15 protein-coding genes and 2 pseudogenes are annotated in these 22,205 nt (G+C 71.1%); 6 read left to right on the plus strand and 11 right to left on the minus strand.

Going from position 1 to position 22,205, the window contains the following annotated elements:
* The first annotated feature begins 153 nt into the window (after window positions 1-153).
* A complete protein-coding gene (locus CES90_RS26835) occupies window positions 154-2,487 on the plus strand; it encodes a glycosyl hydrolase family 95 catalytic domain-containing protein (protein WP_189786693.1) in 2,334 nt (777 codons plus the stop codon).
* Window positions 2,488-2,515: 28 nt separating this feature from the next.
* On the plus strand, window positions 2,516-4,420 hold the full coding sequence (locus CES90_RS26840; protein WP_189786692.1) for a glycoside hydrolase family 97 protein: 1,905 nt from the start codon (window positions 2,516-2,518) through the stop codon (window positions 4,418-4,420).
* A gap of 37 nt (window positions 4,421-4,457) precedes the next feature.
* Here CES90_RS26840 and CES90_RS26845 read toward each other — a convergent pair whose 3' ends face one another.
* The 3 genes and pseudogenes from CES90_RS26845 to CES90_RS26855 all read right to left on the minus strand — a co-directional run.
* Entirely contained in the window at window positions 4,458-5,279 is an 822-nt protein-coding gene (locus tag CES90_RS26845) for an SDR family oxidoreductase (RefSeq protein WP_189786691.1), read from the minus strand.
* A 69-nt stretch (window positions 5,280-5,348) separates the two neighbouring features.
* A complete protein-coding gene (locus tag CES90_RS26850; protein WP_189786710.1) occupies window positions 5,349-5,606 on the minus strand; it encodes an EF-hand domain-containing protein in 258 nt (85 codons plus the stop codon).
* 108 nt (window positions 5,607-5,714) lie between these two features.
* Window positions 5,715-6,084 (minus strand): annotated as a pseudogene (locus CES90_RS26855) (PP2C family protein-serine/threonine phosphatase); the annotation flags it as partial.
* A 29-nt stretch (window positions 6,085-6,113) separates the two neighbouring features.
* Between CES90_RS26855 and CES90_RS49915 the strand changes: the two are divergent.
* Window positions 6,114-6,637: pseudogene (locus CES90_RS49915) on the plus strand (ATP-binding protein); the annotation flags it as partial.
* Here CES90_RS49915 and CES90_RS26865 read toward each other — a convergent pair.
* A complete protein-coding gene (locus CES90_RS26865; protein WP_189786689.1) occupies window positions 6,591-7,079 on the minus strand; it encodes an SRPBCC family protein in 489 nt (162 codons plus the stop codon). The pseudogene CES90_RS49915 and the gene CES90_RS26865 overlap by 47 nt on opposite strands.
* Window positions 7,076-7,447, minus strand: coding sequence for an ArsR/SmtB family transcription factor (locus CES90_RS26870; protein ID WP_189786688.1), 372 nt, complete (start codon window positions 7,445-7,447; stop codon window positions 7,076-7,078). Before CES90_RS26870 ends, CES90_RS26865 begins: the two co-directional genes overlap by 4 nt.
* A 120-nt stretch (window positions 7,448-7,567) precedes the next feature.
* On the opposite strand from CES90_RS26870, the gene CES90_RS26875 reads away from it, so the two are divergent.
* Window positions 7,568-9,058, plus strand: a complete 1,491-nt coding sequence (locus CES90_RS26875; protein ID WP_189786687.1) for a glycoside hydrolase family 3 protein — start codon at window positions 7,568-7,570, stop codon at window positions 9,056-9,058.
* A 33-nt stretch (window positions 9,059-9,091) separates the two neighbouring features.
* On the opposite strand, the gene CES90_RS26880 is transcribed toward CES90_RS26875, so the two are convergent.
* A complete protein-coding gene (locus CES90_RS26880; protein ID WP_189786686.1) occupies window positions 9,092-10,399 on the minus strand; it encodes a glycoside hydrolase 5 family protein in 1,308 nt (435 codons plus the stop codon).
* Window positions 10,400-10,407: 8 nt separating this feature from the next.
* Here CES90_RS26880 and CES90_RS26885 point away from each other — a divergent pair, with 8 nt between their 5' ends.
* Window positions 10,408-11,430 carry a BadF/BadG/BcrA/BcrD ATPase family protein gene (locus CES90_RS26885; protein WP_189786685.1) on the plus strand — a complete coding sequence of 341 codons (1,023 nt, stop codon included), beginning with the start codon at window positions 10,408-10,410 and terminating at the stop codon, window positions 11,428-11,430.
* 151 nt (window positions 11,431-11,581) lie between these two features.
* Window positions 11,582-13,807 carry a glycoside hydrolase family 3 N-terminal domain-containing protein gene (locus tag CES90_RS26890; RefSeq protein WP_189786684.1) on the plus strand — a complete coding sequence of 742 codons (2,226 nt, stop codon included), beginning with the start codon at window positions 11,582-11,584 and terminating at the stop codon, window positions 13,805-13,807.
* Here the strand turns inward: CES90_RS26890 and CES90_RS26895 are convergent.
* The 5 genes from CES90_RS26895 to CES90_RS26915 form a co-directional block, all read right to left on the minus strand.
* Window positions 13,797-14,672, minus strand: coding sequence for a carbohydrate ABC transporter permease (locus CES90_RS26895; protein WP_189786683.1), 876 nt, complete (start codon window positions 14,670-14,672; stop codon window positions 13,797-13,799). The two genes, CES90_RS26890 and CES90_RS26895, sit on opposite strands and share 11 nt — an antisense overlap.
* On the minus strand, window positions 14,669-15,685 hold the full coding sequence (locus CES90_RS26900; RefSeq protein WP_189786682.1) for a carbohydrate ABC transporter permease: 1,017 nt from the start codon (window positions 15,683-15,685) through the stop codon (window positions 14,669-14,671). The genes CES90_RS26895 and CES90_RS26900 overlap by 4 nt, the downstream gene beginning before the upstream one ends.
* Window positions 15,686-15,687: 2 nt before the next feature.
* Entirely contained in the window at window positions 15,688-17,061 is a 1,374-nt protein-coding gene (locus CES90_RS26905; RefSeq protein WP_189786681.1) for an extracellular solute-binding protein, read from the minus strand.
* Between the two features lie 148 nt (window positions 17,062-17,209).
* Window positions 17,210-17,836, minus strand: a complete 627-nt coding sequence (locus tag CES90_RS26910; RefSeq protein ID WP_189786680.1) for a peptidyl-prolyl cis-trans isomerase — start codon at window positions 17,834-17,836, stop codon at window positions 17,210-17,212.
* Complete coding sequence (locus tag CES90_RS26915; protein WP_189786679.1) at window positions 17,833-22,098, minus strand: glycoside hydrolase family 38 N-terminal domain-containing protein; 4,266 nt, start codon at window positions 22,096-22,098, stop codon at window positions 17,833-17,835. The genes CES90_RS26910 and CES90_RS26915 overlap by 4 nt, the downstream gene beginning before the upstream one ends.
* Between the last annotated feature and the right edge of the window lie 107 nt (window positions 22,099-22,205).

Below are 22,205 nucleotides of genomic sequence, written 5' to 3' on the forward strand. Positions count from 1 at the left end.
GCAGGCAACCCCAAGACATCGGATGAGTCAAGAGTCTGGACCTTTCTTCGTTCCTGCTCTCTCGCCACATGCGTCATTGACAGGCACACCACCTGTCCCTACGTTCGGCGATACACCCGATGTATTGAGGACCGTCAGGTCTGGAGGACGAAGATGACCTCACAGCCGGGGAAACACTCACCGATGCCCCGCAGAGCGGTGATCGGCACCGCGCTGGGCGGCGCGGCAGCCGTGACCCTGTCCGGGACATCCCACGCCGCACCGCCCTTATCGGCGGAGCGGTCCGCCGAAGCCGCCCCAGTGATCGGACGTGACAGACGTCCCTGGAAGCTCCGCGACACCATGACCACCGACGCCGCCTGGAACGCGTTCCTGCGCGGCCAGGACCTGCTGTGGACCAAACTGCCGACCCTCTGGCACGAGGGCCCGTTCCTCGGCGACGGGCTGCTCGGCAGCATGATCTACCGGGAGCCCGGCGCCAACCGGATCCGCTTCACCGTCCAGCACGGCCGAGTCCAGGACCACCGGCCCGAGTTCGGCAGCGGCTGGGGCACCTGCCGCCTCCCCGTCGGCCACCTCACCCTCGACCCGGTCGGCACCATCACCGCCGTCGACTGGCGGCTGAGCCTGTGGAACGCCGAGCTCACCGGCACCGTCACCACCACCGCGGGCACCCTCACCCTCTCCGCGCTCATCCACGACGAGGTCCTGGCCGTACGCGTGACGGCCGGCGGCGACGAACAGGTCACCTGGACGTTCCACCCCGAGGAGGCCATCAGCCCCCGGAAGATCCAGGAGCCCCCGCCCGCCGGCTACACCGCCAACCCGCCCTGGACCACCCGCACCACCACCGACGGCACCGAGCAGGTTCTCCAACCCCTCACCGGCGGCCAGACCGCCACCGCGTACCGCCGCACCGGCGACGACCTGCTGCTCAGCGTCGGGCACAGCCACCCCTCCGACACCGCCGCCTCGGCCGCCTCCTTACGGAACCTCCGACGCGTGACCTCGTACGGCGCCCTCAGGCGGCGCCACACCCGCTGGTGGCACGCCTTCTACCGGAAGAGTTTCGTCTCGTTCCCCGACCAGCGGCTGCAGAGCTTCCACTGGATCCAGCTCTACAAGATCGCCTCCGCCAGCCGCGCGGGCGGCCCCGTCATGGCCACCTCCGGGCCCTGGCTGGAGCCCACACCCTGGCCCGCGGTCTGGTGGAACCTCAACGTCCAGCTGGAGTACTGGCTCATCCACGGCTCCAACCACCTGGAACTCGACTCGCTCGCCACCACGCTGCGCCAGAACCAGGAACAGCTCATCGCCAACGTGCCCGCCCCCTACCGCAAGGACAGCTCCGGCGTCGGCCGCAGCTCCGACATGTTCGCCAACCGCGGTGTGGCGGTGCCGGGCGCCGGCAACGAGGCCGGCAACCTCACCTGGGCCCTGCACAACGTGTGGCTGTCCTACCGGCACACCATGGACAAGAGCCTCCTGCGCGACACGGTCTACCCGGTGCTGCGCCGGGCCGTCACCTACTACCTGCACTTCCTCACCCCTGGTAGCGACGGCAAGCTCCACCTCCCGAGCACGCTCTCGCCCGAGTACCCCGTCGTGCCGCCCCAGGACACCAACTACGACCTGGCCCTGATCCGCTGGGGTTGCCGAACGCTCATCGAGTCGGCCGAACTGCTCGGCCTCGACGACGAGTTGATCCCGCGCTGGCAGGAGGTGCTGGCCAAGCTCACGCCGTACCCGGTCGACGACAACGGCTTCATGATCGGCGCCGACACCCCGTACGCCCAGTCCCACCGGCACTACTCGCACCTGCTGATGGTGTACCCGCTGTACCTCGTCAACTGGGAACAGCCCGAGAACCGCGAACTGATCGCCAAGTCGGTGGCCCACTGGCAGGCACTGAACAGCGCCCACCGGGGCTACAGCTACACCGGGGCCGCATCGATGTACGCGATGACCGGCGACGGCGACACCGCGATCACCTATCTGCGGAAGTTCTTCGACACCACCACCCGCTACCCCTGCCGCGCCAACACGCACTACACCGAGGCCGGTCCGGTCATCGAGACCCCGCTGTCCGCCTCGCAGTCCCTGCACGACATGTTCTGCCAGAGCTGGGGCGGCGTGATCCGTGTCTTCCCGGCCGTTCCGTCCACCTGGGCGGACGTCACCCTGCACAACTTCCGCACCCAGGGCGCCTTCCTGCTCAGCGCCGTCCGCGAGGGCGGGAAGACCCGGTTCATCCGGATCAGGAGCGAGGCCGGCGAGCCCCTCAAGCTCCGGCACGGACTCAGCGGAACCCTCACCGTGCTGCTGGACGACGGCACACCGGCCCGCACCCGGGACCTGGGCGACGGCACCCTCGCCATCGACCTGCCCAGGGGCCGCGAGGTGCTCGTCCACGCCGGTGCCCGCCCCGACCTCGTCATCGCGCCCGTCGCCTTGAGCGAACCGGGCCCGGCCTGGGGCCTGCCGTAGCCGCATACCGACAACAGGGAGGTTTCTCATGGGGGTTGCTCGCAGAACCTCGGTCGCCGCGCTCTGCGCCGGGCTGGTGGCCACACTCTTCACGACCGGCCCCGCACGGGCCGAACAGGACGCACACGCATGGGCCGTGTCCGGCCCCGAACGCACGACGGCATCACCCGCACCGCGTGCCCGGGTGTCCCTGGACGACACCACCGGCAAGCTGAGCCTCGCGGTGTCCCGCGGCGGTCGTACGGTCATCGAACCGTCGCCCGTCGGCATCGTCACCGAACAGGCCGACTTCTCCCAGGACCTGCGCTTCCTGCACCGCAAGGACCGGATGGTCGACGAGCGGTACCGGACGAAGTCCGGCAAACGACTGGAACGCCGGGCCCTCATGAACGAGACCCGCCTGTCGTTCGCCACGCCCGAGGGCGCCCGGCTCGACCTCGTCGTCCGCGCCTCCGCCGACGGCGTCGCCTACCGCTACGTCCTGCCCGCCGCGTACGGCGACGTGCTCGGCGAGACCTCCGCGTTCCGACTGCCGTCGGACGCGAACGCATGGCTCGGCACCTACCGGGTCGACAACGAGGGCCAGTTCGCCCCGTACACGGCTGCCTCGGCACCCACCGGCGAATACTCGGACCAGGCGCTCTTCGAGACCGACGGCGGCTACACCCTGCTCGCCGAATCCGACCTCACCGGCACCTACTCCGGCGCCCGACTCGCCCACGACCAGGGCACCGGCACCTATCGGATCAAGCTCGCCGACGACCGGGTCCGGACCGACGGCCCGCTCGCCACCCCCTGGCGGGCCATGGTCACCGGCGACCTCACCACCGTCACCCGCTCCACCTTCACCGACGACCTCGCCCGCGCCTCCAAGGTCGCCGACACCACCTGGGTACGGCCCGGAACCGTGTTGTGGACCTGGCTCGCCGGCGGTCGCCCGGCCGGCCAGAGCCTCGCCGCGCAGAAGACGTACGTCGACTACGCGGCCGAACGGAACTGGCCCTACGAGGCCGTCGACGCGGGCTGGTACTTCAAGGCCGACGCATGGGACACCACCGACCCCGACTGGCAGGCCAACAGCTGGCTGCCCGAACTCGTCGACCACGCACGCGCCAAGGGCGTCGGCATCATCGTCTGGATCCACCAGCGCGAACTCGACACCCCCGAGGAACGCGCCCAGTGGCTGCCCACCCTCGAACGGTGGGGCGTCAAAGGCGTCAAGATCGACTTCATGGACTCCGAGAAGCAGCCCATGCTCCAGTGGTACGACGCCATCCTGAAGGAGACCGCCGCCCACCACCTCATGGTCAACTTCCACGGCTCCACCATCCCCAAGGGCATGCAACGCACCTGGCCCCACGTCATGACCCTGGAAGGCGTCGCCGGCGAGGAGAAGCGGACCAACACCGCCGTCCACCTCACCACCCTGCCCTTCACCCGCAACGTCATCGGCTCCATGGACTTCACCCCCGGCGCCTTCCAACGCGTCGGCCTGCGCCCCAACTCCGACGCGGCCGAGGTCGGACTCGCCGTCACCTACGAGTCGGGCTTCCAGATGCTCGCGGGCACCCCCGAGTCGTACGACGCCCGGCCGCTCGCCCGGGCCTTCTTCGAGCAGATTCCCGCCGCCTGGGACGACACCCGGTTGCTCACCGGCCGACCGGGCCAGGAGGCCGTGCTCGCCCGGCGCGACGGCGACCGCTGGTTCCTGGGCGGCGTGTACGCCGGCGCCGCCCGCACGGCGGAGGTGCCGCTGTCCATCGGCCCCGGCCGCTGGCTCGTCGAGACGATCCGGGACGGCGCCGACGGCCTCGTCCAGGACCGCCAGGTGCTGCGCGGCGGCGACACCTTCACCGTCGACGTCGTCACCAACGGCGGCTTCGCCGCCATCGCCTGCCCCTGGAAACCGGGCGTCACCACCTGCTACCGCTGACCGGCCACACGCACGGCGCGCCGAACCGCTCGCACCCTCAGGCGAAGCCGCCGTTGCTCAGCAGGAGTTGGCCGTTGATCCACTGCCCCTGGGGGGAACAGAGGAAGTCGACGAGGTGGGCGGCGTCCTGGGGGGTGCCGATACGGTTCAGCGGGGTGCGGCCAAGGATGTACTCGCGTCCCTCGTCGGTCATCCAACCGGTGTCCACCGGCCCCGGGTTGATGACGTTGGCGGTCACGCCCAGGTCGGCGAACTCGTGCGCGGCGGCCAGGGTGATGCGGTCCAGGGCCCCCTTGCTCGCGCCGTAGGGCAGGTTGCCGACGGTGTGGTCGCTGGTGAGGGCGATGATCCGGCCGCTGCCCGGGGAGGCCGCGAACCGTCGGCCGTACTCACGGATGAGCAGCCAGGTGGCGCGCGCGTTGACCGCGAAATGACGGTCGAAGCTCTCGACGGTGGTGTCCAGCAGACCGGAGTCGACCGATTCGCAGTGACACATGACGAGGGCCGTGATCTTTCCCAGCGCGCGTTCGACCTCGTCGAAGACACGGGCCGGGGTCTCCGGGTCGGCGAGGTCCGCTTCCACGGCCAGGGTGGCGGCGCCGCATTCGGTGAGGCCGGCGGTGATCGCCTCGGTCGCGCCGGACTCGACGCCCCAGCTCATGCGCTTGTCATAAGGGGTCCAGTAGGTGAAGGCGATGTCCCAGCCGGATGCCGCCAGTTGGCGGGCGATGCCCGCACCGATGCCGATCGTGCGGCCCACTCCGGTGAGCAGAGCCAGCGGGCGAGGGGTAGGAAGGGAAGCAGGGGAAGCAGGGGAGGGAACGGGGGTGGGTCGGCCGTGGTCGGAGTTCGTCGTCACGTTCCATGATCGTTCATGATCGGAACCGGCTCGGCAACCGCGTTGATCGTGGCCGTGGTCCGTGGCGGCTCAGTGCCAGCCGAAGCGGCGGTCGACGACCGCGGCGAACTCCTCCAGGGTCAGTACGGCGTCGCCGTTCTGGTCGGCGGCGTCGAAGAGGGCGGAGGAGGCGTCGGTGTCGCCGACCGCCCAGAACGGGAGATCCCCGGACGCGGCCAGGGACGGGCCTTTCGTACGCAGGGCGTTGATCACCTCCTCGCGGGTCAGCGTGCCGTTGTGGTCGAGGTCGAGTGCCTCGAACAGTCTTCGGGCCTTGTCGCTCGGCATAGGGTTCTCGTCCCCTTCCTCGGCGGTGGGTGGGCGGGCGGGTCGGCCTGCCCGGCTCACGAACGACAACGATTGCTCGTACATCCTGGTTCCCCGCCGCCGTACGGCCTACAGGGCTCGGGCGACGAGAAGGGCGACGTCGTCGTGGTCGTCGGGGTGGCGCAGTCCGTACAGGAGCAGATCGCAGGTTTCCTCCAGGGAGCGGTGGGGTGCGTCAAGGTAGCCGAGCAGGACGTCGAGGCGGTCGTCGATGGAGTGGAGCCTGGTCTCCACGAGGCCGTCGGTGTAAAGGACCAGCAGGTCGCCGGGGTCGAGGCGGGGTCATGGTCATCTCGAAGGGGACGCCGCCGACGCCGAGCGGGGCGCCGGTGGGCAGTTCGAGCAGCGTGGGGGAGCGGCCGGAGCGGGCCAGCGCGGGCGGTACGTGCCCGGCGTTGGCCATGCGGCACTGTCTCGTGCCGGGGTCGTACACCGCGTACGGGGTCGGCGGCGGACCGGGCCACCCGCTGCGCCTCCGCCGTGCGGCAACTCGTACCCGTGCCGCAACCCGACGACATCGCCCTCCTCCTGGCCCGCACCCATACGCTGGGCGCCGACCACGTCGTCTCCTGGGACGTGCCCGTGGACCCGGCCGCCGTCGCCGTCGCCCGGGCCCGGGCGACCCGCCAGGTGGTGGCCTGGGGGCTGGGGGAGCTGGCCACGACGACGGAGCTCATCGTGAGCGAGCTGGTCACCAACGCGATCCGCTACGCCACCCCACCCCTACGGCTGCGCCTGCTCCGCAATGCCCGCCTGACCTGCGAGGTCTCCGACGCCAGCAGCACGGCCCCCGGCTGCGGCAGGCCCGGAGCATGGACGAAGGCGGCCGCGGCCTCTTCCTGGTGGTTCAGCTCAGCCATCGATGGGGGTCCCGGTACACCGCGGACGGGAAGATCATCTGGGCCGAGCAGGAGATCGAGCAGGAGATCGAAAAGGAAGGCCGGTTCACGCCTCGGCGAGAAGGCCGTCCATCTGCCCGACCGCCTGCTTGAGGCCTTCCTCCATGCCCATCTTCGCCAGCTGCTCCATCTGCTCCCGGGTGTCGAAGACGGACCGGATCTCCATGCGGGTGCCGGTCTCGTGCCGGGTCAGCCGTACCTGCGTGGTGGTGGTCGGCATGGTGGCGCTCGGCGTGCCGTCCGCGTCGGCGAAGCCGTCGGTGAACTCCAGGGACGTCGGCGGGGCGATCGACGTGACACGCCACCAGCCACGGTGTTTGTCGCCCTCGGGGCCCGTCATGAAGTAGGTGACCTCGCCGCCCGGCGTGAGGTCGTGGGTCTCGACGGTGGCCGGGTAGGTCGGCGGTCCCCACCAACGCTCCAGCCGGCGCGGGTCCGCCCACAACTGCCACACCTTCTCGACCGGGGCCGCGAAGTCCGCGATCAGGGTGAGGGTGAGGTTGTCGAAATCCTTGTCCACGCTGGTCACACTCATCTGTCCTGTCCCTCTCTCGGGGTTTCTTCCGTACGGGGGTCGTGCGTGAGCAGATCGGCCATCCGCTCCACTCTGCCGCGCCACAGGGACTCCAGCTCGTCGAGCGCCCGCCGGGCCCGCGCCACCGCGTCGGGTTCCGTGCGGACGAGCTGCTCCCGCCCCCGCCGCTGCTTGCTGACCAGTCCGGCCCGCTCCAGCACCGCCACGTGTTTCTGCACCGCGGCGAAGCTCATCGGGTAGGCGGCGGCCAGATGCGAGACCGACAGATCGCCCTGGAGGCAGCGCCGCAGTATGTCCCGGCGTGTCGTGTCCGCCAGGGCATGGAAGAGCCGGTCCAGGCTGCCGTCGGTTCCGTCATCTACAACCATTTGGTTGTACGTTAGTGGTACGGGGGCACTCTGTAAACCGCTGAGGTCCACACCGCTGAGGTCCGCACCGCTGAAGGGTTCTTGAATGGCTCAGCCGTATGTCTGTTGACTTTCGGCTCGATGAACCAGAGGATTCGCGGGGTGACCCTTCCCTCCCACGCCCTGGACGAGGCCGCACACCGCTGTCTGGTCGCCGGCTTCGACGGCACCACGACCGTCCCCGACACACTGAAGCGGCTCGTCGACCGCGGGCTGGGCGGGGTCATCCTGTTCACCCGCAATGTGCGGGACGCCGACCAGGTGCGCGAACTCACCGCCGCCCTCAGAGCGTTGCGCCCGGACCTGCTGGTGGCCATCGACAACGAGGGCGGCGGCATCGGCCACCTGGCCGGCGCGGGCGCCCCCGAGGTGCCCGGTTCCTGGGCCCTCGGCGTCGTCGACGACCCGGCGCTCACCACGGCCTGCGCCGACGCACTCGCCGGGCACCTCGCCTCGCTCGGCATCACCGTCTCCTACGCCCCGGTCGCGGACCTCCAACGGCGCCCCGAGAACCCGATCGTGCGTACCCGCGCCTTCGGCGCCGACCCCGAACCGGCCTCCCGGCATCTGCGCGCCTGGATCGCCGCCACCGAGGCACGCTCCATCGCCTCCTGCGCCAAGCACTTCCCCGGCCACGGCGGCACGGTCACCGACAGCCACCACGAACTCGCCGTCGACCCACGGCCGTACGCCGATCTCGACCTCGCCCCCTTTCGGGCGGCGATCTCCGCAGGCGTGCCGATGCTGATGAGCGCCCACGTCGTCTTCCCGGCCCTGGACCCCGACCGCCCCGCCACCCTCAGCCCCCGCATCCTGGGCGACCTGCTCCGGGGCGAACTCGGCTTCGACGGCGTGCTGGTGAGCGACGCGCTGGAGATGAAGGCCATCGCCGACCGCTACGGCGAGGCCGCCGGCGCCCGCCTCGCCCTCGCCGCCGGTGCCGACCAGGTCATCGTCGCCGTACCGGACCTCGGCACGACTCTCGCCTGCCGGGACGCCGTCCTCGACGCGCTGGCCTCCGGGGAACTGGCCGAGGAACGGGTCGCGCAGGCCGCCGCGCGCGTGCTGCGCCTCGCCGAGCGGTACGCGGTACCGACCGCACCGGATGTCGTGGCCCGCTGGGACGACGGCGCCGGGCTGGAGGCGGCGCGCCGGGCCGTACGCGGCGGGGGACCGCTACCGCCGCCCGTGCCCGGCGCCCACGTCGTCGACCTCTTCCCGCCGCCGCACCCCGCGCTCAACTGGGGCGGCGAGGACCTCCTGACCGAGCTGCGCGCCCTCGACCCGACAGCCACGGGGACGGCCGTCGCCGGGGAGCCGGGGGACACGGACGCCGTGGTGGCGGAGGCGCTGAGGGCGGCCGAGGAGCGCCCTCTCGTGGTCGCCGTCTGCGATGCCGGACTGCACCCCTGGCAGCGGCGACTGCGCACCGCGCTGCTGGCCGCACGGCCCGACGCGGTACGGGTGTCGACGGGTCTGCCGGAACCCGGGGACGAGGGCGCCGTCCACGCGTACGGGCGGGGCCGGGTCAATCTCCGGGCGGTCGCGGAGGTGTTGGCGGGGCTGCGGTGACGGGGTGACCCGGGGGTGCTGACGGGATGCCCCTCACCCTGCCGACACCAGCTCCTTGATCCCCCGGGCCGCGAGATACTCCATGTCCTCCGCCCGGTCCGCCGGCACCACCGCCGGACGCGCCCCCTCCGTCCGCAGCCGCATCCATGTCTCGAAGAAGGCGCCCCCCGGACCGGACACCGAGCGGGTCGCCGGGGTGCAGTCCAGGACCAGGGCGGTGTCTCGGACCGGCACCGAACGTGATGGTTCGGCGCGCAGTTCCGCCACCGTCTCGGCGAGGGCGTGCGCGATCGGCTTGGGGCGGCCCGTCGAGTCGAACAGGCCCAGCGTGTACTCCAGTTCGGGGAAGTCGGCGAGGGAGCGGTCCACGTCGTGGGAGCACCACCAGGTCACGCCCCACAGACCCGTGCAGTCCGCCGCGTTCAGCAGGGTCACGCGGGCGAAGCCGGGCGCGTCGGCCGCCGGGATGTGCGGCTCGGGGGCGCCGGTCTCCTGCACCCAGACCGGTCGGGCGGGGTCGGTGGCGTACGCCTTGGCCAGCTCGGTGCCGTACTCGGCGAGATGCCGCACCTGCGGGGAGCGAGGGCCGTAGCGGCGGGCGCAGTCGGCGGAGAACACCCAGGGGTGCACGGTGGTCACATCGCCCTTGCGGGCCGAGGCCTCGGGGGTGAAGGGGTGGTTGTCGCCGTACCAGGCGGCGTCGTACGCGGAGTGCGTGACCAGGCCGCCGCCCTCGCCCAGCCCGTCCCTGGCCGCCGCGAGCAGCGTGTCCAGGTAGTGGTCCACCTCGGCCGCCGTCACCGGGTTGTGCTCCACCAGGTTGTTGAGTTCGTTGCCGAGCTGGAGGCCGATGAGGTTCGGGCGGCCGGTCAGGGCACGGCCGAGTGTGCGCAGCAGGGCCCCCTGCGCCTCGATGGCCTCGGGGTCGGTGAACACATTGCGGTGGTGCCAGCTGCGCGTCCACTCCGGGTAGAAGTCGAAGCTGGACAGATGGCCCTGCACGCCGTCCACGACGACGTGCAGTCCGCACTCGGCTGCGATGTCCACGAGCCGGCAGAGCTGGTCGACGGCGGTGGTACGGATCAGGGTGCGGTTGGGCTGGAGGAGCGGCCACAGGTGGAAGACGCGTACGTGGTCGAGGCCCAGCCCGGCGATCTGCGCCAGGTCCTCCCGCGCCTCCCGCGGGTCGAAGTCGTGCCATGCGTGAAACCAGCCGCGGCGCGGGGTGTAGTTGACGCCGAAGCGAAGTTCGGGAGCGGGCGGGGGCGTACTGATGGCGTCCTCCTCGGGGCGTCGGAAAACTCCTGGGACCTTGTCCGCGGCGAATGTATCAACCACCATGGGCAGCAATGAATAGTGATTTGAACCAGTACCTAGAACCTGCCGCCCTCGTGGTCGGTCTTGACGCCGGCGGCACCCGTACCCGCGCCCTCCTGGCGGACGCGCGCGACGGTCGTCCACGGGGTGAGGGCACGGCCGGGCCGGGCAACGCCCTGACCGTCCCGGTTCCGGAGCTGACCGATCACCTCACCGAGGCGATCGGGCGGGCCGTGCCCGAGTCACTGCGCGGCCGGGTGGCGGCGGTGGCGGGCGGCTTCGCGGGCGCCGCGCGCAGTCCTGCGGACGAGCCGGGCCGGGTTCGGGCGCGGGCCGCCCTCGCCACCGCCCTGGGCCGACTCGGTATCGCCCCGCGTTCGGTCGAGACCTACAGCGACATCGAGACCGCGTTCGCCGGAGCGCCCGGTCACCCTGCCGACGGGCTCGCTCTGGTCGCGGGTACGGGTGCCGTCGCGGCCCGGATCGCCGGGCGGGACCTCGTCGCGACCTCCGGTGGCGATGGGTGGCTTCTCGGGGACGACGGGGGTGGGTTCTGGATCGGGCGCGCTGCGGTACGCGCGGCGTTGCGGGCGGCGGACGGGCGGGGGCGGGCGACCGTACTGGCCGCGATGGTCGGAGGGGCGCTGGAGCTGCCGGGCGACGTGCTCCCGCGGGAGGGGTACGGCGACGAGAGCGACCTTCGCTGGACTGCGGCTCAGCGTGCCGCCTACCGTGCGCAGCTGCTTCCCGCCGTCATGGACCGTGCGCCGACCCATCTCGCCGCGTATGCGCCGCTGGTCAGTCGGGCCGCCGAGGAGAAGGACGGGGTTGCCGAGGAGATTCTTCGGGAGGCGGCCGACGCGCTGGTCGGCATGGTGGCCGCGTTGGCACCCCTGGAGGGGGAGCCGCTTGTTGTCACGGGTGGGCTGCTTGCCCCTGAGGGGCCACTGTTGACGTCTTTGAGTGAGCGAATGGCGCGTCTTGGACTCGTGATTGCCCCCGTGGTCGATGGCTGCGACGGCGCCGTTGCCCTGGCTCGGGAGGCGCTCGATTAGGCCGTAGTTCGACTGCGGGTCCGTTGTGGCTGGTCGCGCCCAACGCGGCGGAGCCGCATATCGAAACAGCCCCGCGCCCCTTTCGGGGCGCTGCGGTTGCCCCCCAGTTCGAAGCGCCCCGCCCCTCCAGTACTCGAAGGACTGCGCCCCCATGACCGTCGCCGAGTCGACCACCCCTCTCTACCGCACCCCCACCGCCCCCCTCCACACCCGCGTCGCCGATCTCCTCTCCCGTATGACCCTCCGCGAGAAAGTCGGCCAGCTCAACCAGCGCATGTACGGCTGGGACGCCTACCGTCGCACCCGCGACGGCGGGTTCGAGCTCACCGAGGCCCTGTACGCCGAGACCGAGCGCTTCGCCGGGCTCGGGGCGCTGTACGGGCTGATGCGGGCCGATGCCTGGTCCGGTGTCGAGTACGGCACCGGACCCGATGCCGCGAGCAGCGCGGAGCTGGCCGACATGGTGCAGCGGCATGTCGTCGAGCGCAGCCGGCTCGGCATTCCGGCGCTGTTCGTCGAGGAGGTTCCGCACGGGCACATGGCACTCGACGGCACGGTCCTCCCGGTCAACCTGGCTGTCGGTGCCACCTGGGACCCCGGCCTGTACGAGCGGGCCGCGGCGCATGCCGCCGCCGAACTGCGGGCCCGGGGCGGCCATGTGGCGCTCGTTTCCGCGCTGGACATCGTCCGGGACCCGCGCTGGGGACGTACGGAGGAGTGCTTCGGCGAGGATCCGTACCTCGCGGGGCGGCTCACCGAGGCGCTGGTCAGGGGGATGCAAGGGGAAGGGGAGCGGTTCGCCGCGGACAAGGCCGCCGTCGTCCTCAAGCACTTCGCCGGGCAGGGTGCCACCGTCGGCGGCCGAAACTCCACCGAGTCCGAACTCGGCCCGCGCGAACTGCACGAGATCCATCTCCCCGCCGCCCGCGCCGGGGTCCGCGCCGGGGCCGCCGCCGTCATGGCCGCGTACAACGAGGTCGACGGACTGCCCTGCTCCGGCAATCGCGCCTTGCTCACCGGGCTCCTGCGCGAACGCTGGGGGTTCGAGGGGCTGGTGATGGCCGACGGTCTCGCCGTGGACCGGCTGGCGCGCATCACCGGCGACAAGGTCTCCGCCGGTGCCCTCGCCCTCGACTCCGGTGTCGATCTGAGCCTTTGGGACGAGGGCTTCACCCATCTGGAGGAGGCGGTCGAGCGGGGGCTGGTGAGCGAGGAGGCGCTCGATGCCGCGGTCGGACGGGTGCTGTGGCTCAAGTTCCGCCTCGGGCTGTTCGAGCGGCACAGCGCGGTGATACCGCCGCCTTCGGGCCACGGCCGGGAGGTGAGCACCGCCCTCGCCCGGGCCGCCGTCACCCTCCTCCGCGACGACGGCGGCATCCTGCCGATCCCGGCGACGGTCGCCCGTATCGCCGTCCTCGGCCCGCAAGCCGCCACCGTCGCCCACCAGGCGGGCGACTACACCGCCCCGCAGTGCCCCGGCACCGGCGCCAGTGTGCTCGACGGGCTGCGGCGGCTCGCCCCGCCCGGCACCGACATCCGCCACGCGCGGGGCTGCACCCTCACCGGCGACGACATCTCCGGCATCCCCGAGGCGGTCGCCGAGGCCGCTGCCTCCGACCTGGCCGTGCTGGTACTGGGCGGCAGCAGCGCTCGTACGCCCGACACGGAGTTCGACGCCAACGGGGCCGCACGGACCGTCGTCTCGGAGATGACGTGCGGCGAGGGCGTCGACCTTGCCGCGCTGCGGCTCGGCGCCGCCCAGTACGCGCTCCTGGACGCCGTCGTCGCGACGGGTACGCCAACGGCGGTCGTCCTGGTCCAGGGCCGCCCGCACGTCGTCCCCGACACGACGGGCGCGCTGCTCACCGCCTGGTATCCGGGGCCGTGGGGCGGCGACGCGATCGCCGAGGTGCTGCTGGGGCTCGCGGAGCCGACTGGACGGCTTCCGGTCTCCGTGCCGCGCTCCGTGGCCCAACTCCCCGTCTACTACAACCACAAGGACACCGAGTACGGCGGCTACGTGGACGAAAGCGCCGAGCCCCGGTACTCCTTCGGGCACGGGCTGTCGTACACGAGCTTCGAGTTCGGCACGCCACGCCTGTCCGGACGTACCGTCGAGGTCGACGTCGCCAACACCGGGAAACGACACGGGCGTACGGTCGTCCAGGTGTATCTCCGCCCACTGCTCACCTCCGTATGGCCGCGCACCCTCGAACTGGTCGCGTTCGAGGGTGTCGGCCTCGCGCCGGGCGAGCGCCGCACGATCTCCCTGGCGTTCGAAGTGCCCCTCGGGGTGAGCACCGCCGAGATCCGGGTCGCCGAGTCGTCCCGGGCGGCGCTCACCGCCGAACCCGTCGTCCTGGACCTCAGAGTTTGACGGCCCCCGACGAGACGCCCTTGTAGAACCACCGTTGCGTGATCACGAACAGGATCAGCACCGGGATCACGGAGATCACCGAGCCCGCCATCACCAGCCGCTGGTCGTAGCCGAAGGACGAGGACTGGAGGCGGGCGAGGCCCAGTGTCAGCGTGAAGTGGTCCTCGGTGCGCAGCACGATCAGCGGCCACAGGAAGTCGTCCCAGGCGCTGATGAAGGTGTTGATCGTGACGACGAGAATGGCTCCCCACGCGGACGGCAGATACAGGTGGCGGAATCTCTTCCACTCGCCCGCGCCGTCCAGCATCGCCGCGTCCTCGATCTCGCGCGGGACGGCGAGGAACGCGGCCCGCATGATGAGGACGTTGATGGCGGCGACGAAGCCCGGCAGCCAGACACCGGCCAGGTTGTCGACCAGCCCCAGGTCGCGGATGCTCAGGAACAGCGACACCATGATCGACTCGAAGGGGAACATCATGGACGCCATCAGCAGCACCCACACCAGCTTCCGGCCCCTCCAGGAGGGCTTGGAGAGCATGTAGCCGGCGAGGGTGGAGAAGACCAGCTGGCTGCCGACCGACAGAATGACGACGATCGTGCTGTTGCGGATGTACGTCCACACCGGGACCTGGTCGAACACCTGCCGGTAGGCGTTCAGGGTCGGCTCCCGGGGGATCAGCGAGGCCCCCGCGCCGAACACGTCCTCGCCGGCGCCCTTCAGGGACGACAGCAGCTGCCAGACGAGCGGGCCGATGGTGATGCCGAGGACGAACAGCAACAACAGGTAGCGGACGATCAGTTCGCGGGGGCGGCCGTAGTCGCGCCAGCGAGGCACGAACCGGCGTTTGGCGACAGCCGTCGTCATGCCTCGTCCTCCTTCGTCAGCCGCTGCGCGAGCAGCGTGAGGCCCAGGGTGAGTACGAAGAGGGCGACGCTGACCGCCGAGCCGTAGCCGGCGTTGCCGGTGAGCGGGTCGAGGGCGACGTCCCGGATGTAGAAGGGGAGGGTGCGGTCGGCGCCGCCGGGGCCGCCGGTGGCGCCGCCGAGCATGTAGATCTCGGTGAAGACGCGAAGCGAACCGATGCCGGTGAGGGTGCCGACCAGCATCATCGACGTACGTACGCCGGGCATGGTGACATGCCAGAAGCGGCGGATCGCGCCCGCGCCGTCCACCGCGGCCGCCTCGTGCAGTTCCTTCGGGACGTTTCCGAGCGCGGCCAGATAGAAGATCATGTACCAGCCGAGGCCCTTCCACAGCGTCAGGCCCATCGCGCAGAACAGGATCAGCCAGGAGTCGGAGAGGAAGGGGATGGCCTCGCGGATGATGTGGGCCTTCTGCAGCCAGGTGTTGACCAGGCCCTGGTCGCTCAGCAGCCACTGCCAGCTCAGGCCCACGACGACGCTGGAGGCGAGGACCGGCGTGTAGAAGGCGGAGCGGAAGAAGCCGATGCCGGGCAGGTTCTTCTCCACCAGTACGGCCAGCACGAGTGGCAGCAGCACCATCAGCGGGACCACGATCAGCGCGTACAGCACGCTGTTGCGGGTGGCGAGCCAGAAGTCGGAGTCGCCCAGCATCCGCGTGTAGTTGTCCAGGCCCACGAAGGACGCGGCGCCGCCGAGCGGTTTGGCGTCGGTGAAGGACAGCAGCAGCGTGTTGAGGAACGGGTAGACGCCGAAGACGGTGACGCCGATGATCGCCGGTGACATCCACAGCCAGGGCAGCCACCAGCGGCGGTACAGCGCGGCGCCGCCTGCATCGGCGGTGGGGCCAGGCTTGATGGCCCGCAACAGGCGGCGCCGGCCGCTCGGTTCCCCGGGCCGGGGGTCGCGGGGGAGCGCGACCCCCGATCCCTTGGTGGGGGGAGAGAGGGTGGTCATGCTCAGCTGCCCTGCTCGATCAGCTCGTTGGCCTTCTTCTGGGCCTCGTCGAGGGCGTCCTGGGCGCTCTTCTTGCCCTGCATGGCCAACTGGATCTGGGCCGTGATGGCGTTCAACTCCCCGGGCGTGAGGGCGATTTCGTCGGCCGTGGCGGTCTTGCGGTCACTGGCCACGATCTTGCGGGCCTCGGCGAAGGGGTCACGGCCCTGGACCGACTGGAAGAACGGGTCGTTCAGCGACTCCGTGGTGGAGGGGAAGATGACCACATTCGGGTCCTTCGCCCACTCCAGCTGGTTCTCGGCGTTGGTCAGGAACTGCGCGAAGGACAGCGCGGTCGCGGCGTTCTTGCTGGTGGAGGCGACACCGATGTACTGCGGGGCGCCGACGGTGTGGCCCAGGTCGTCCAGCATGAAGCGGGCGACACCCGTCTCCTTGTAGACGCTCGGGTTGTTCTGCTGGATGAAGCGCAGGAAGTTGGGGTTCGTCGGGCCGTAGACCAGCTTGCCCTGACCGTAGACGTTGGCCGGGTCCTGGGTGGAGGACAGCGAGTCCCTGGGCATGCCCCCGGCCTTGTAGAGCTTCGTCATGGCCTCGACCCACTGCACGGTCTTCGGGTCGTCGGCGAAGGTGAACTTCTTGCCGTCGGCGGACAGGATCTGGATGTTCATCTGCTGCCAGTCGGCCGGGATGCGCAACTGCGGGTTGGCGAGGAACGCGTAGTACTTGCCGTCCGAGACCTCGGCTATCTTCTGGGCGTCCTCGAACAGACCGAGCACGGTCGTCGGAGGTTTGGCCGGATCCAGGCCCGCCTTCTTCATCAGCTCGGTGTTGAAGGTCTGCACGATTCCGCCGGAGTACCAGGGCAGCACACTGTGCACCTCCGTGCCGTCGGCCTCGGCGTACGTGCTCGACTTCCACATCGCCTCGGTGAACGGCTTCCCGGCGTCCGGGGCCTTCTCGTCCAGGTTGAGCAGATAACCGCTCTTGGTCAGCGCGATCGCCGTGTTGACGTTGATGTTCACCACGTCCGGCAGCGTGCAGCCCTGCGCGTCCGCGACCAGCCGCTGGGTGAACGTGGCGTCGCCCGGGTCGTCGACCCACTTGACCTTCGTGTCGGGGTGGGCCTTCTCGAAGGCCTCGATGACGCCGTCGAAGTAGCCGCTGAAGTCCTTCTTCAAGTTGGTGGTCTGGAAGGTGATGCTGCCCTTCACCTCGCCGGTGAGTTCGCCGGACCCGACGTTGCCCTTGTCCACCTCGCAGCCGCCCGCCGTGGCGGAACCGTCGTCGGACCCGCCGCCGGACAGGCCGCAGCCGGCGGCCGTCAGTGACAGAACGACGAGACAGGCCAGGGAGCCGGACAGTCTTCTCACACGCATGGGTGTCCTCCTGCGACCAGTGGTTGGAATCAAATCACCAACTTGGACTCCGAATGATGAAAAGGTGGACCAGAATTCATCGGAGGTCAATGGGTCTTCGTGTTGCGTTTGGGTTCCGTATGCGGGAGCGCGACGTGGGACGTGCGGCTCAGTGCCGGTGCTCGTGGTCCGGATGCGTCGGATCGCCGGGGTGCTCGTGCCCATGGGCGTACACGACGTCGGCGCGGGCGGCGTCCAGCCAGTCGAAGAAGGCCCGCCGGCCCGTCGCCCGCCGCAACTCCCGCGCCACGTCGTCCCGCACCCGCTCGTACGGCAGGAAGTCGTCCGGCACCGCCCCGCCGTACGGGTCGACACCGCGTCGTAGCGCGTCCCGGGTGAGGTACCGGTCGAGGTTGCGCTCGTAGTAGTCCCGTACGGCGGCCTCCGGTATTTTCCGCTCGGCCTCCAGTGCCGCCAGTAGGGTGCGCGCGGCCGGGGAGTGCGCGAGTGCGACGGCGACGATGCTGCCGAGGTCGGCGACATCGGTCCCCGCCACGTCGAGCACCCGTGCCGGGGACACCTCTTCCGGCGGCGCCAGCCCCCGCTCCGCACAGGCCCGCCGGGCCAGCTCGTCGACGACCACGACCTGCGTCGCCCACCGCCTGCGCTGCCGCTCGGCCCGAGTGAACGCATCCGGCTGTGTCTGCCGGTCCCGCGCCGGTACGGCGTCCAGTACGGCGTCGACGCGTTCCTTCGGGACCGCCTCGCCGGCTACGACGGCGGCGTACTCGCTCATGGCGTCACCTCCAGCACGACCGCCTCGGTGTAGGCGACACAGCCGTGCCAACCCACCTTCGCCATCAGCCAGTACGAGCCCGGCGGCACCGCCGAGCCGTCCACCTCCACCGCGCACTCCAGTGACTCCCCGGCCGCCACGGTGAACCCCTGGCAGCCCGGCGAGACCCCGGTCCAGGTGCCCCACGACGACACGGCCCACAAGGTCCCGTCGACGGGCCCCCGGGTGGTGTTCCGCAGGGTCACCGGGACGCTCACCCGCTCACCCCGGCGCACGCCGACCCGTTCGACGCCCAGCGTGGTCACGAGGCTCGGCCCGGTGCGCCCGTCCGGTTCCCCCTCCGGCACGGTCCCCGGCACATCCAGCGCCACGACGTCCTCGTACGTCTGCCCGCCGTACGTCAGCCGCGCGGCGAGCCGGTGCCGACCGGGCGCGGCGTCCGGTGGGGGCGTCACCGTGATGTCGGTGAGGGTGAAGCCGCCGGGGCCGAGCGTGTACGGCAGTTCGGCGGGCTCCGTGGACCACCCGGCCGGTACGTCCAGCCGGACCGTGCCGGAGACGGGCGCGTCGGTCAGCTCCGAGGAGACCCGGACGGTTGCGGTCACGGGCCCGGAGACGGTGAGCGCGGACGGTGAGACGTACACGGCCACCGGCATGTTCCCGCGTGGCGCGGGTCCGCAGTTGTGCAGCCAGTAGCGGGTGTGGACCGGCTGGGCGGGTTCGTGGGCGGCGGTTCCCGGACCATCGGCCGACCGCGCGTCCCACGGAGTGGCCAGCACGGTGGCGACCTCGAAGCCGGTGAGGCCGAGATCGACACCGCCGTCGGGGTCCAGCGTCTCGCCGGGCCGTTCCAGTACGTCCGCCCGCGTCGCGTCCGCCCAGGCCAGCGGCCCGGTGACACGCGCCCGCACCGGCCGCCCGTCCACCTCGTGCAGCCGTACGACGACCCCCTCGGCCGGGTCCACGGGCGCGGACCCACCCCCGGCGAGCGGCGAACCGGCCGGTTTGAGGGCGTCGAGCAGTACGCGTCCCTCGGGTTCCAGCGCCAACAGGGTGGCTGTGCGCGGCAGTTCGGCCGTCTCCTTGGCGGTGGGGCGCAGCCGGGCGGTGAGCGGATGGTTGAAGGCGTGCCCGGCCTGGGGCAGCCGCAGCTCGCGCCAGTCGCCCTCGCCCGCGACGACGGCGTATTCGAACGTGTGCGACCAGCGCTGGAGTTGGAAGCCCGAGCCGTCGGGGGCGGTGCGGCGGGGCGGGTCGACCCAGATGCCGGAGGGCCAGCCCGTGCACGACCGCATCAGGGACATGCAGAGGTCGCCGGAGGAGGTGACCACGCAGCCGGGCGTGCCCCGGTTGAGGATCGCGAAGCCACGCCCGTCCCAGGCATCGCCCGGTGGCAGCGCCTCGCCGCCGCCCGCCGCCGTGGCCCGTACGGTCGCGTCGTCGAGGTCGGCGATGAGCGCGTCGACGGCCTTGGCGTCGTCCTCGGGGCCGGCGCCCGCGACCACCAGCAGCGGCAGCCGTTCGAGATCGCGCAGGTCGGCGCCGGGCACCCACTCCTCGCGCAGACTGGCGCGGGGCGCGACCCACACCGCCGCGACACCGTCCTCGGCCAGTTGCCGACGCAGTTCGCGTGCCGCCGCCGGATCCCAGCCGAGGGCCTCGGCGACCACCGGGTTGCGGTCGGGGCCGCCGACGGCGATACGGATGTCGGGCAGGTTGGAGTCGACCTCCAGGTCGCCGTAGCGCGGACCGCCCGCGATGGTCGACGTCGCCGTGACACCGGCCCGCACCAGGGCGGCGGCGAGGGGCGTGCCCAGCTCACCGGCGGCGTCCCAGTCGGCGTGGATCAGCTCGGCGACACCGATCGACCGGTGGCCGAGGAGTCGGCCGGAGTCGTCGTGCACGGCGACCCGGGCCGTGGAGCCGAGCCCGAACCAGGTGTTGGCCGGGTTGTCGAGCGTCCAGGGGAACCGCTCGCTGTCCACCTCCACGAACCCGAAACCGCGCCCGATCACCGCGTCGGCCACCTCGTGCACCGGCAGCCCGCCACGCACGTCCGACGGCCAGCGCACCCGGATCAGCCGGTCGGCGCCGTCGTAGCCGTCGATGGTCGTGGATATGTCGAGCCGGTCGACGCCCGCCCACAGCGTCAGCCGCTGGGTGTAGGTGAAGAGCCCCAGGTCGGCGCGGACGGTGATGCGGGAGCCGGCGGGGGAGTACTCGACATCGATGTCAGCGGTGACGTCCCGGCTGCGGGCGGCCGTCGTGCCGGTCGGTGTGAGGTGCCAGGGGCCCTCGCCGAAGCGGGGGTGGCGCGGATACTCCTCCTGCACGACGAGTTCGTTGCCGATGTCCCCGGCGCGCAGCAGCTCCCGGCCCCCCTCGGCGAGGGCGCGCAGGCTGCTGACCCCGCCGCCGCGCGCGGGGTCGACCGTCACCTCGTAGTACGCGTTGCGGATCGTGGTGCCCTCGCCCGGCGCCCACTCGGGCACCGGACCCTCGGCGAGGGAGAGGGCCTTGAGGCCCATGCCGGGCACGTCCGGGACCACGACCTTCAGCTCGCCGTCCTCGCGTACGGCGGGCAGGGGCAGTCCGGTGAGATCGAGTGGGACGAGCCCGGGGTCGTCGACCGTCAGCACGTCCCGCCGCTGCCAGGTCGCGGAGTTGAAGACGACCAGGTCCGGCGCGCCGCCGGGCAGCGGGACGACCCTGTGGGCGAGGGCGTCGGTGGCGTCGGCGTGCACGGTGCGGGCGAGGTCGTACAACTCCCGCCAACCGGTGAGCAGATCGATGTAGACCTGGTCCGACTCCGAGCCGGTGATGGCGTCGTGGTGGGCGCCGTAGATCAGCTGCCGCCACGCCTTGTCGAGGGCGGCGTCCGGGTAGGGGTGGCCGGTGGTGAGGGAGGCGAGGGTCGCCCAGGCCTCGGCGTCGGCGAGTAGCGTCTCGCCGTACCGCTGGGCCTGCTTGGTGTCGATGTAGGAGACGTCCTTGCCGGTGTAGACCGGGTTCATGTCCCGCGTCTGCGGCGACGCCGTGCGGCCCTCGGCCTCCAGTTCGGCGCGTACGGCGGCGAAGAAGTCCTTCGGCAGGGCGCTGACGAAGCGCGGCCACACATACCGCTCGTTCCAGTCGCGGTGGATGGCCATGACCCAGCGGCACGGTGGCGCGTAGTCCCCGCCGACCGGCAGCAGCACGTTCCGGGTGAGGGCGACCTGCTTCAGCCCCTTGAACAGCTTGAGCGCGGCGGCCTCCGCCTCGGCCAGGGTCGGCGCGTTGTCGATCGCCCAGCCCGCGCCGTAGTGGTTGACCATGTACGCGGTCAGCAGTCCGTGCCCGGAGGGGGCGATCCAGCTGAACTCGGCCGGGAACTGCATCCGGTTCGGATCGCGCGGCTCCTCGCCGAACACGGACAGCGTCGGCCCCCACTGGTGGAACGGCCCGCGCGCCCATGAACTGGACGAGATCCCCGCGTCCGCCATCAGCCCCGGGAACTGCGGATCGTGCCCGAACGCGTCCAGCTGCCAGGCCGTTTCGGGGTCCGCGCCCATGATCCGGCGCTGGAAACCGTCGCCGTACAGGGCGTTGCGTACGGTGGCCTCGGCGCCGGTGAGGTTGGTGTTGGGTTCGTTGTAGGTGCCGCCCATGATCTCGACGCGCCCGGTGCGGATCAGCTGCCGCAGGAAGGCCCGCTCCTCGGGGAAGGAGTCCCAGTAGGGCTTGAGGTAGTCGACCTCCGCGAGCACGAAGGTGTACGCCGGGTCGCGCCGCGCCAGGTCGCAGTGGGCCCGTACCAGGCTCATACCGGACTGGCCGCGCGAGTCGAAGGTACGGGCGGGCAACCCGGTGGTGGCGGGGTCGTCGGCCGCGTCCCAGGTCTCGGTGTAGGCGGCTTGCGTGTTCCACCAGACCGGGTCGTAGTGGAAGTGGCTGACCATGAACATGGTCCAGCCGGGCTCGGCGGCCGTGAACTCGGCGGCGTGGTGCACGAGTCGGCCCGCGCCCGCGTCCTCGGCGGTCACCGTGATGGCGCGCCGCTCACCGGGCGCGAGCCCCTCGGTAGTCACGGATATCTCGGCGCGTACGGTGCCGTCGTCACCCACGGTCGCGACGGTCTCTCCGACGCTGTGGACGCCCGGGCCCTTCACGGTCAGCACGACCGGACGGCCGGGGAGATGCTCGATCTCGACGGCCACGACCTGGTGCGGATGCTCGGCGCTACCGGTGAAGAGCTCGGTCGACTCGGCAGAGATGACGCGCATGGGGCTCCTACGAGTGCTCGGCGGAGCCCCATCCTGGCATCGCGGAATGATTCAATCAACCATCAGTTGTCATTCTGGGTGGTTCATTCATGCGCCCTCGGTGTGTC

The sequence above is a fragment of the Streptomyces capitiformicae genome, from assembly GCF_002214185.1.
In the GTDB taxonomy this organism is placed as follows: domain Bacteria; phylum Actinomycetota; class Actinomycetes; order Streptomycetales; family Streptomycetaceae; genus Streptomyces; species Streptomyces capitiformicae.

What these genes read in the sequence shown, in the direction of transcription:
- CES90_RS26895 (WP_189786683.1), bottom strand. Translation starts at nt 14,672, where the DNA reads ATGACGACGGCTGTCGCCAAACGCCGGTTCGTGCCTCGCTGGCGCGAC.
- CES90_RS26850 (WP_189786710.1), bottom strand. Translation starts at nt 5,606, where the DNA reads ATGCCGAGCGACAAGGCCCGAAGACTGTTCGAGGCACTCGACCTCGAC.
- CES90_RS26865 (WP_189786689.1), bottom strand. Translation starts at nt 7,079, where the DNA reads ATGAGTGTGACCAGCGTGGACAAGGATTTCGACAACCTCACCCTCACC.
- CES90_RS26840 (WP_189786692.1), top strand. Translation starts at nt 2,516, where the DNA reads ATGGGGGTTGCTCGCAGAACCTCGGTCGCCGCGCTCTGCGCCGGGCTG.
- CES90_RS26875 (WP_189786687.1), top strand. Translation starts at nt 7,568, where the DNA reads ATGAACCAGAGGATTCGCGGGGTGACCCTTCCCTCCCACGCCCTGGAC.
- CES90_RS26835 (WP_189786693.1), top strand. Translation starts at nt 154, where the DNA reads ATGACCTCACAGCCGGGGAAACACTCACCGATGCCCCGCAGAGCGGTG.
- CES90_RS26890 (WP_189786684.1), top strand. Translation starts at nt 11,582, where the DNA reads ATGACCGTCGCCGAGTCGACCACCCCTCTCTACCGCACCCCCACCGCC.
- CES90_RS26905 (WP_189786681.1), bottom strand. Translation starts at nt 17,061, where the DNA reads ATGCGTGTGAGAAGACTGTCCGGCTCCCTGGCCTGTCTCGTCGTTCTG.
- CES90_RS26915 (WP_189786679.1), bottom strand. Translation starts at nt 22,098, where the DNA reads ATGCGCGTCATCTCTGCCGAGTCGACCGAGCTCTTCACCGGTAGCGCC.
- CES90_RS26885 (WP_189786685.1), top strand. Translation starts at nt 10,408, where the DNA reads ATGAATAGTGATTTGAACCAGTACCTAGAACCTGCCGCCCTCGTGGTC.
- CES90_RS26910 (WP_189786680.1), bottom strand. Translation starts at nt 17,836, where the DNA reads ATGAGCGAGTACGCCGCCGTCGTAGCCGGCGAGGCGGTCCCGAAGGAA.
- CES90_RS26870 (WP_189786688.1), bottom strand. Translation starts at nt 7,447, where the DNA reads ATGGTTGTAGATGACGGAACCGACGGCAGCCTGGACCGGCTCTTCCAT.
- CES90_RS26900 (WP_189786682.1), bottom strand. Translation starts at nt 15,685, where the DNA reads ATGACCACCCTCTCTCCCCCCACCAAGGGATCGGGGGTCGCGCTCCCC.
- CES90_RS26880 (WP_189786686.1), bottom strand. Translation starts at nt 10,399, where the DNA reads ATGGTGGTTGATACATTCGCCGCGGACAAGGTCCCAGGAGTTTTCCGA.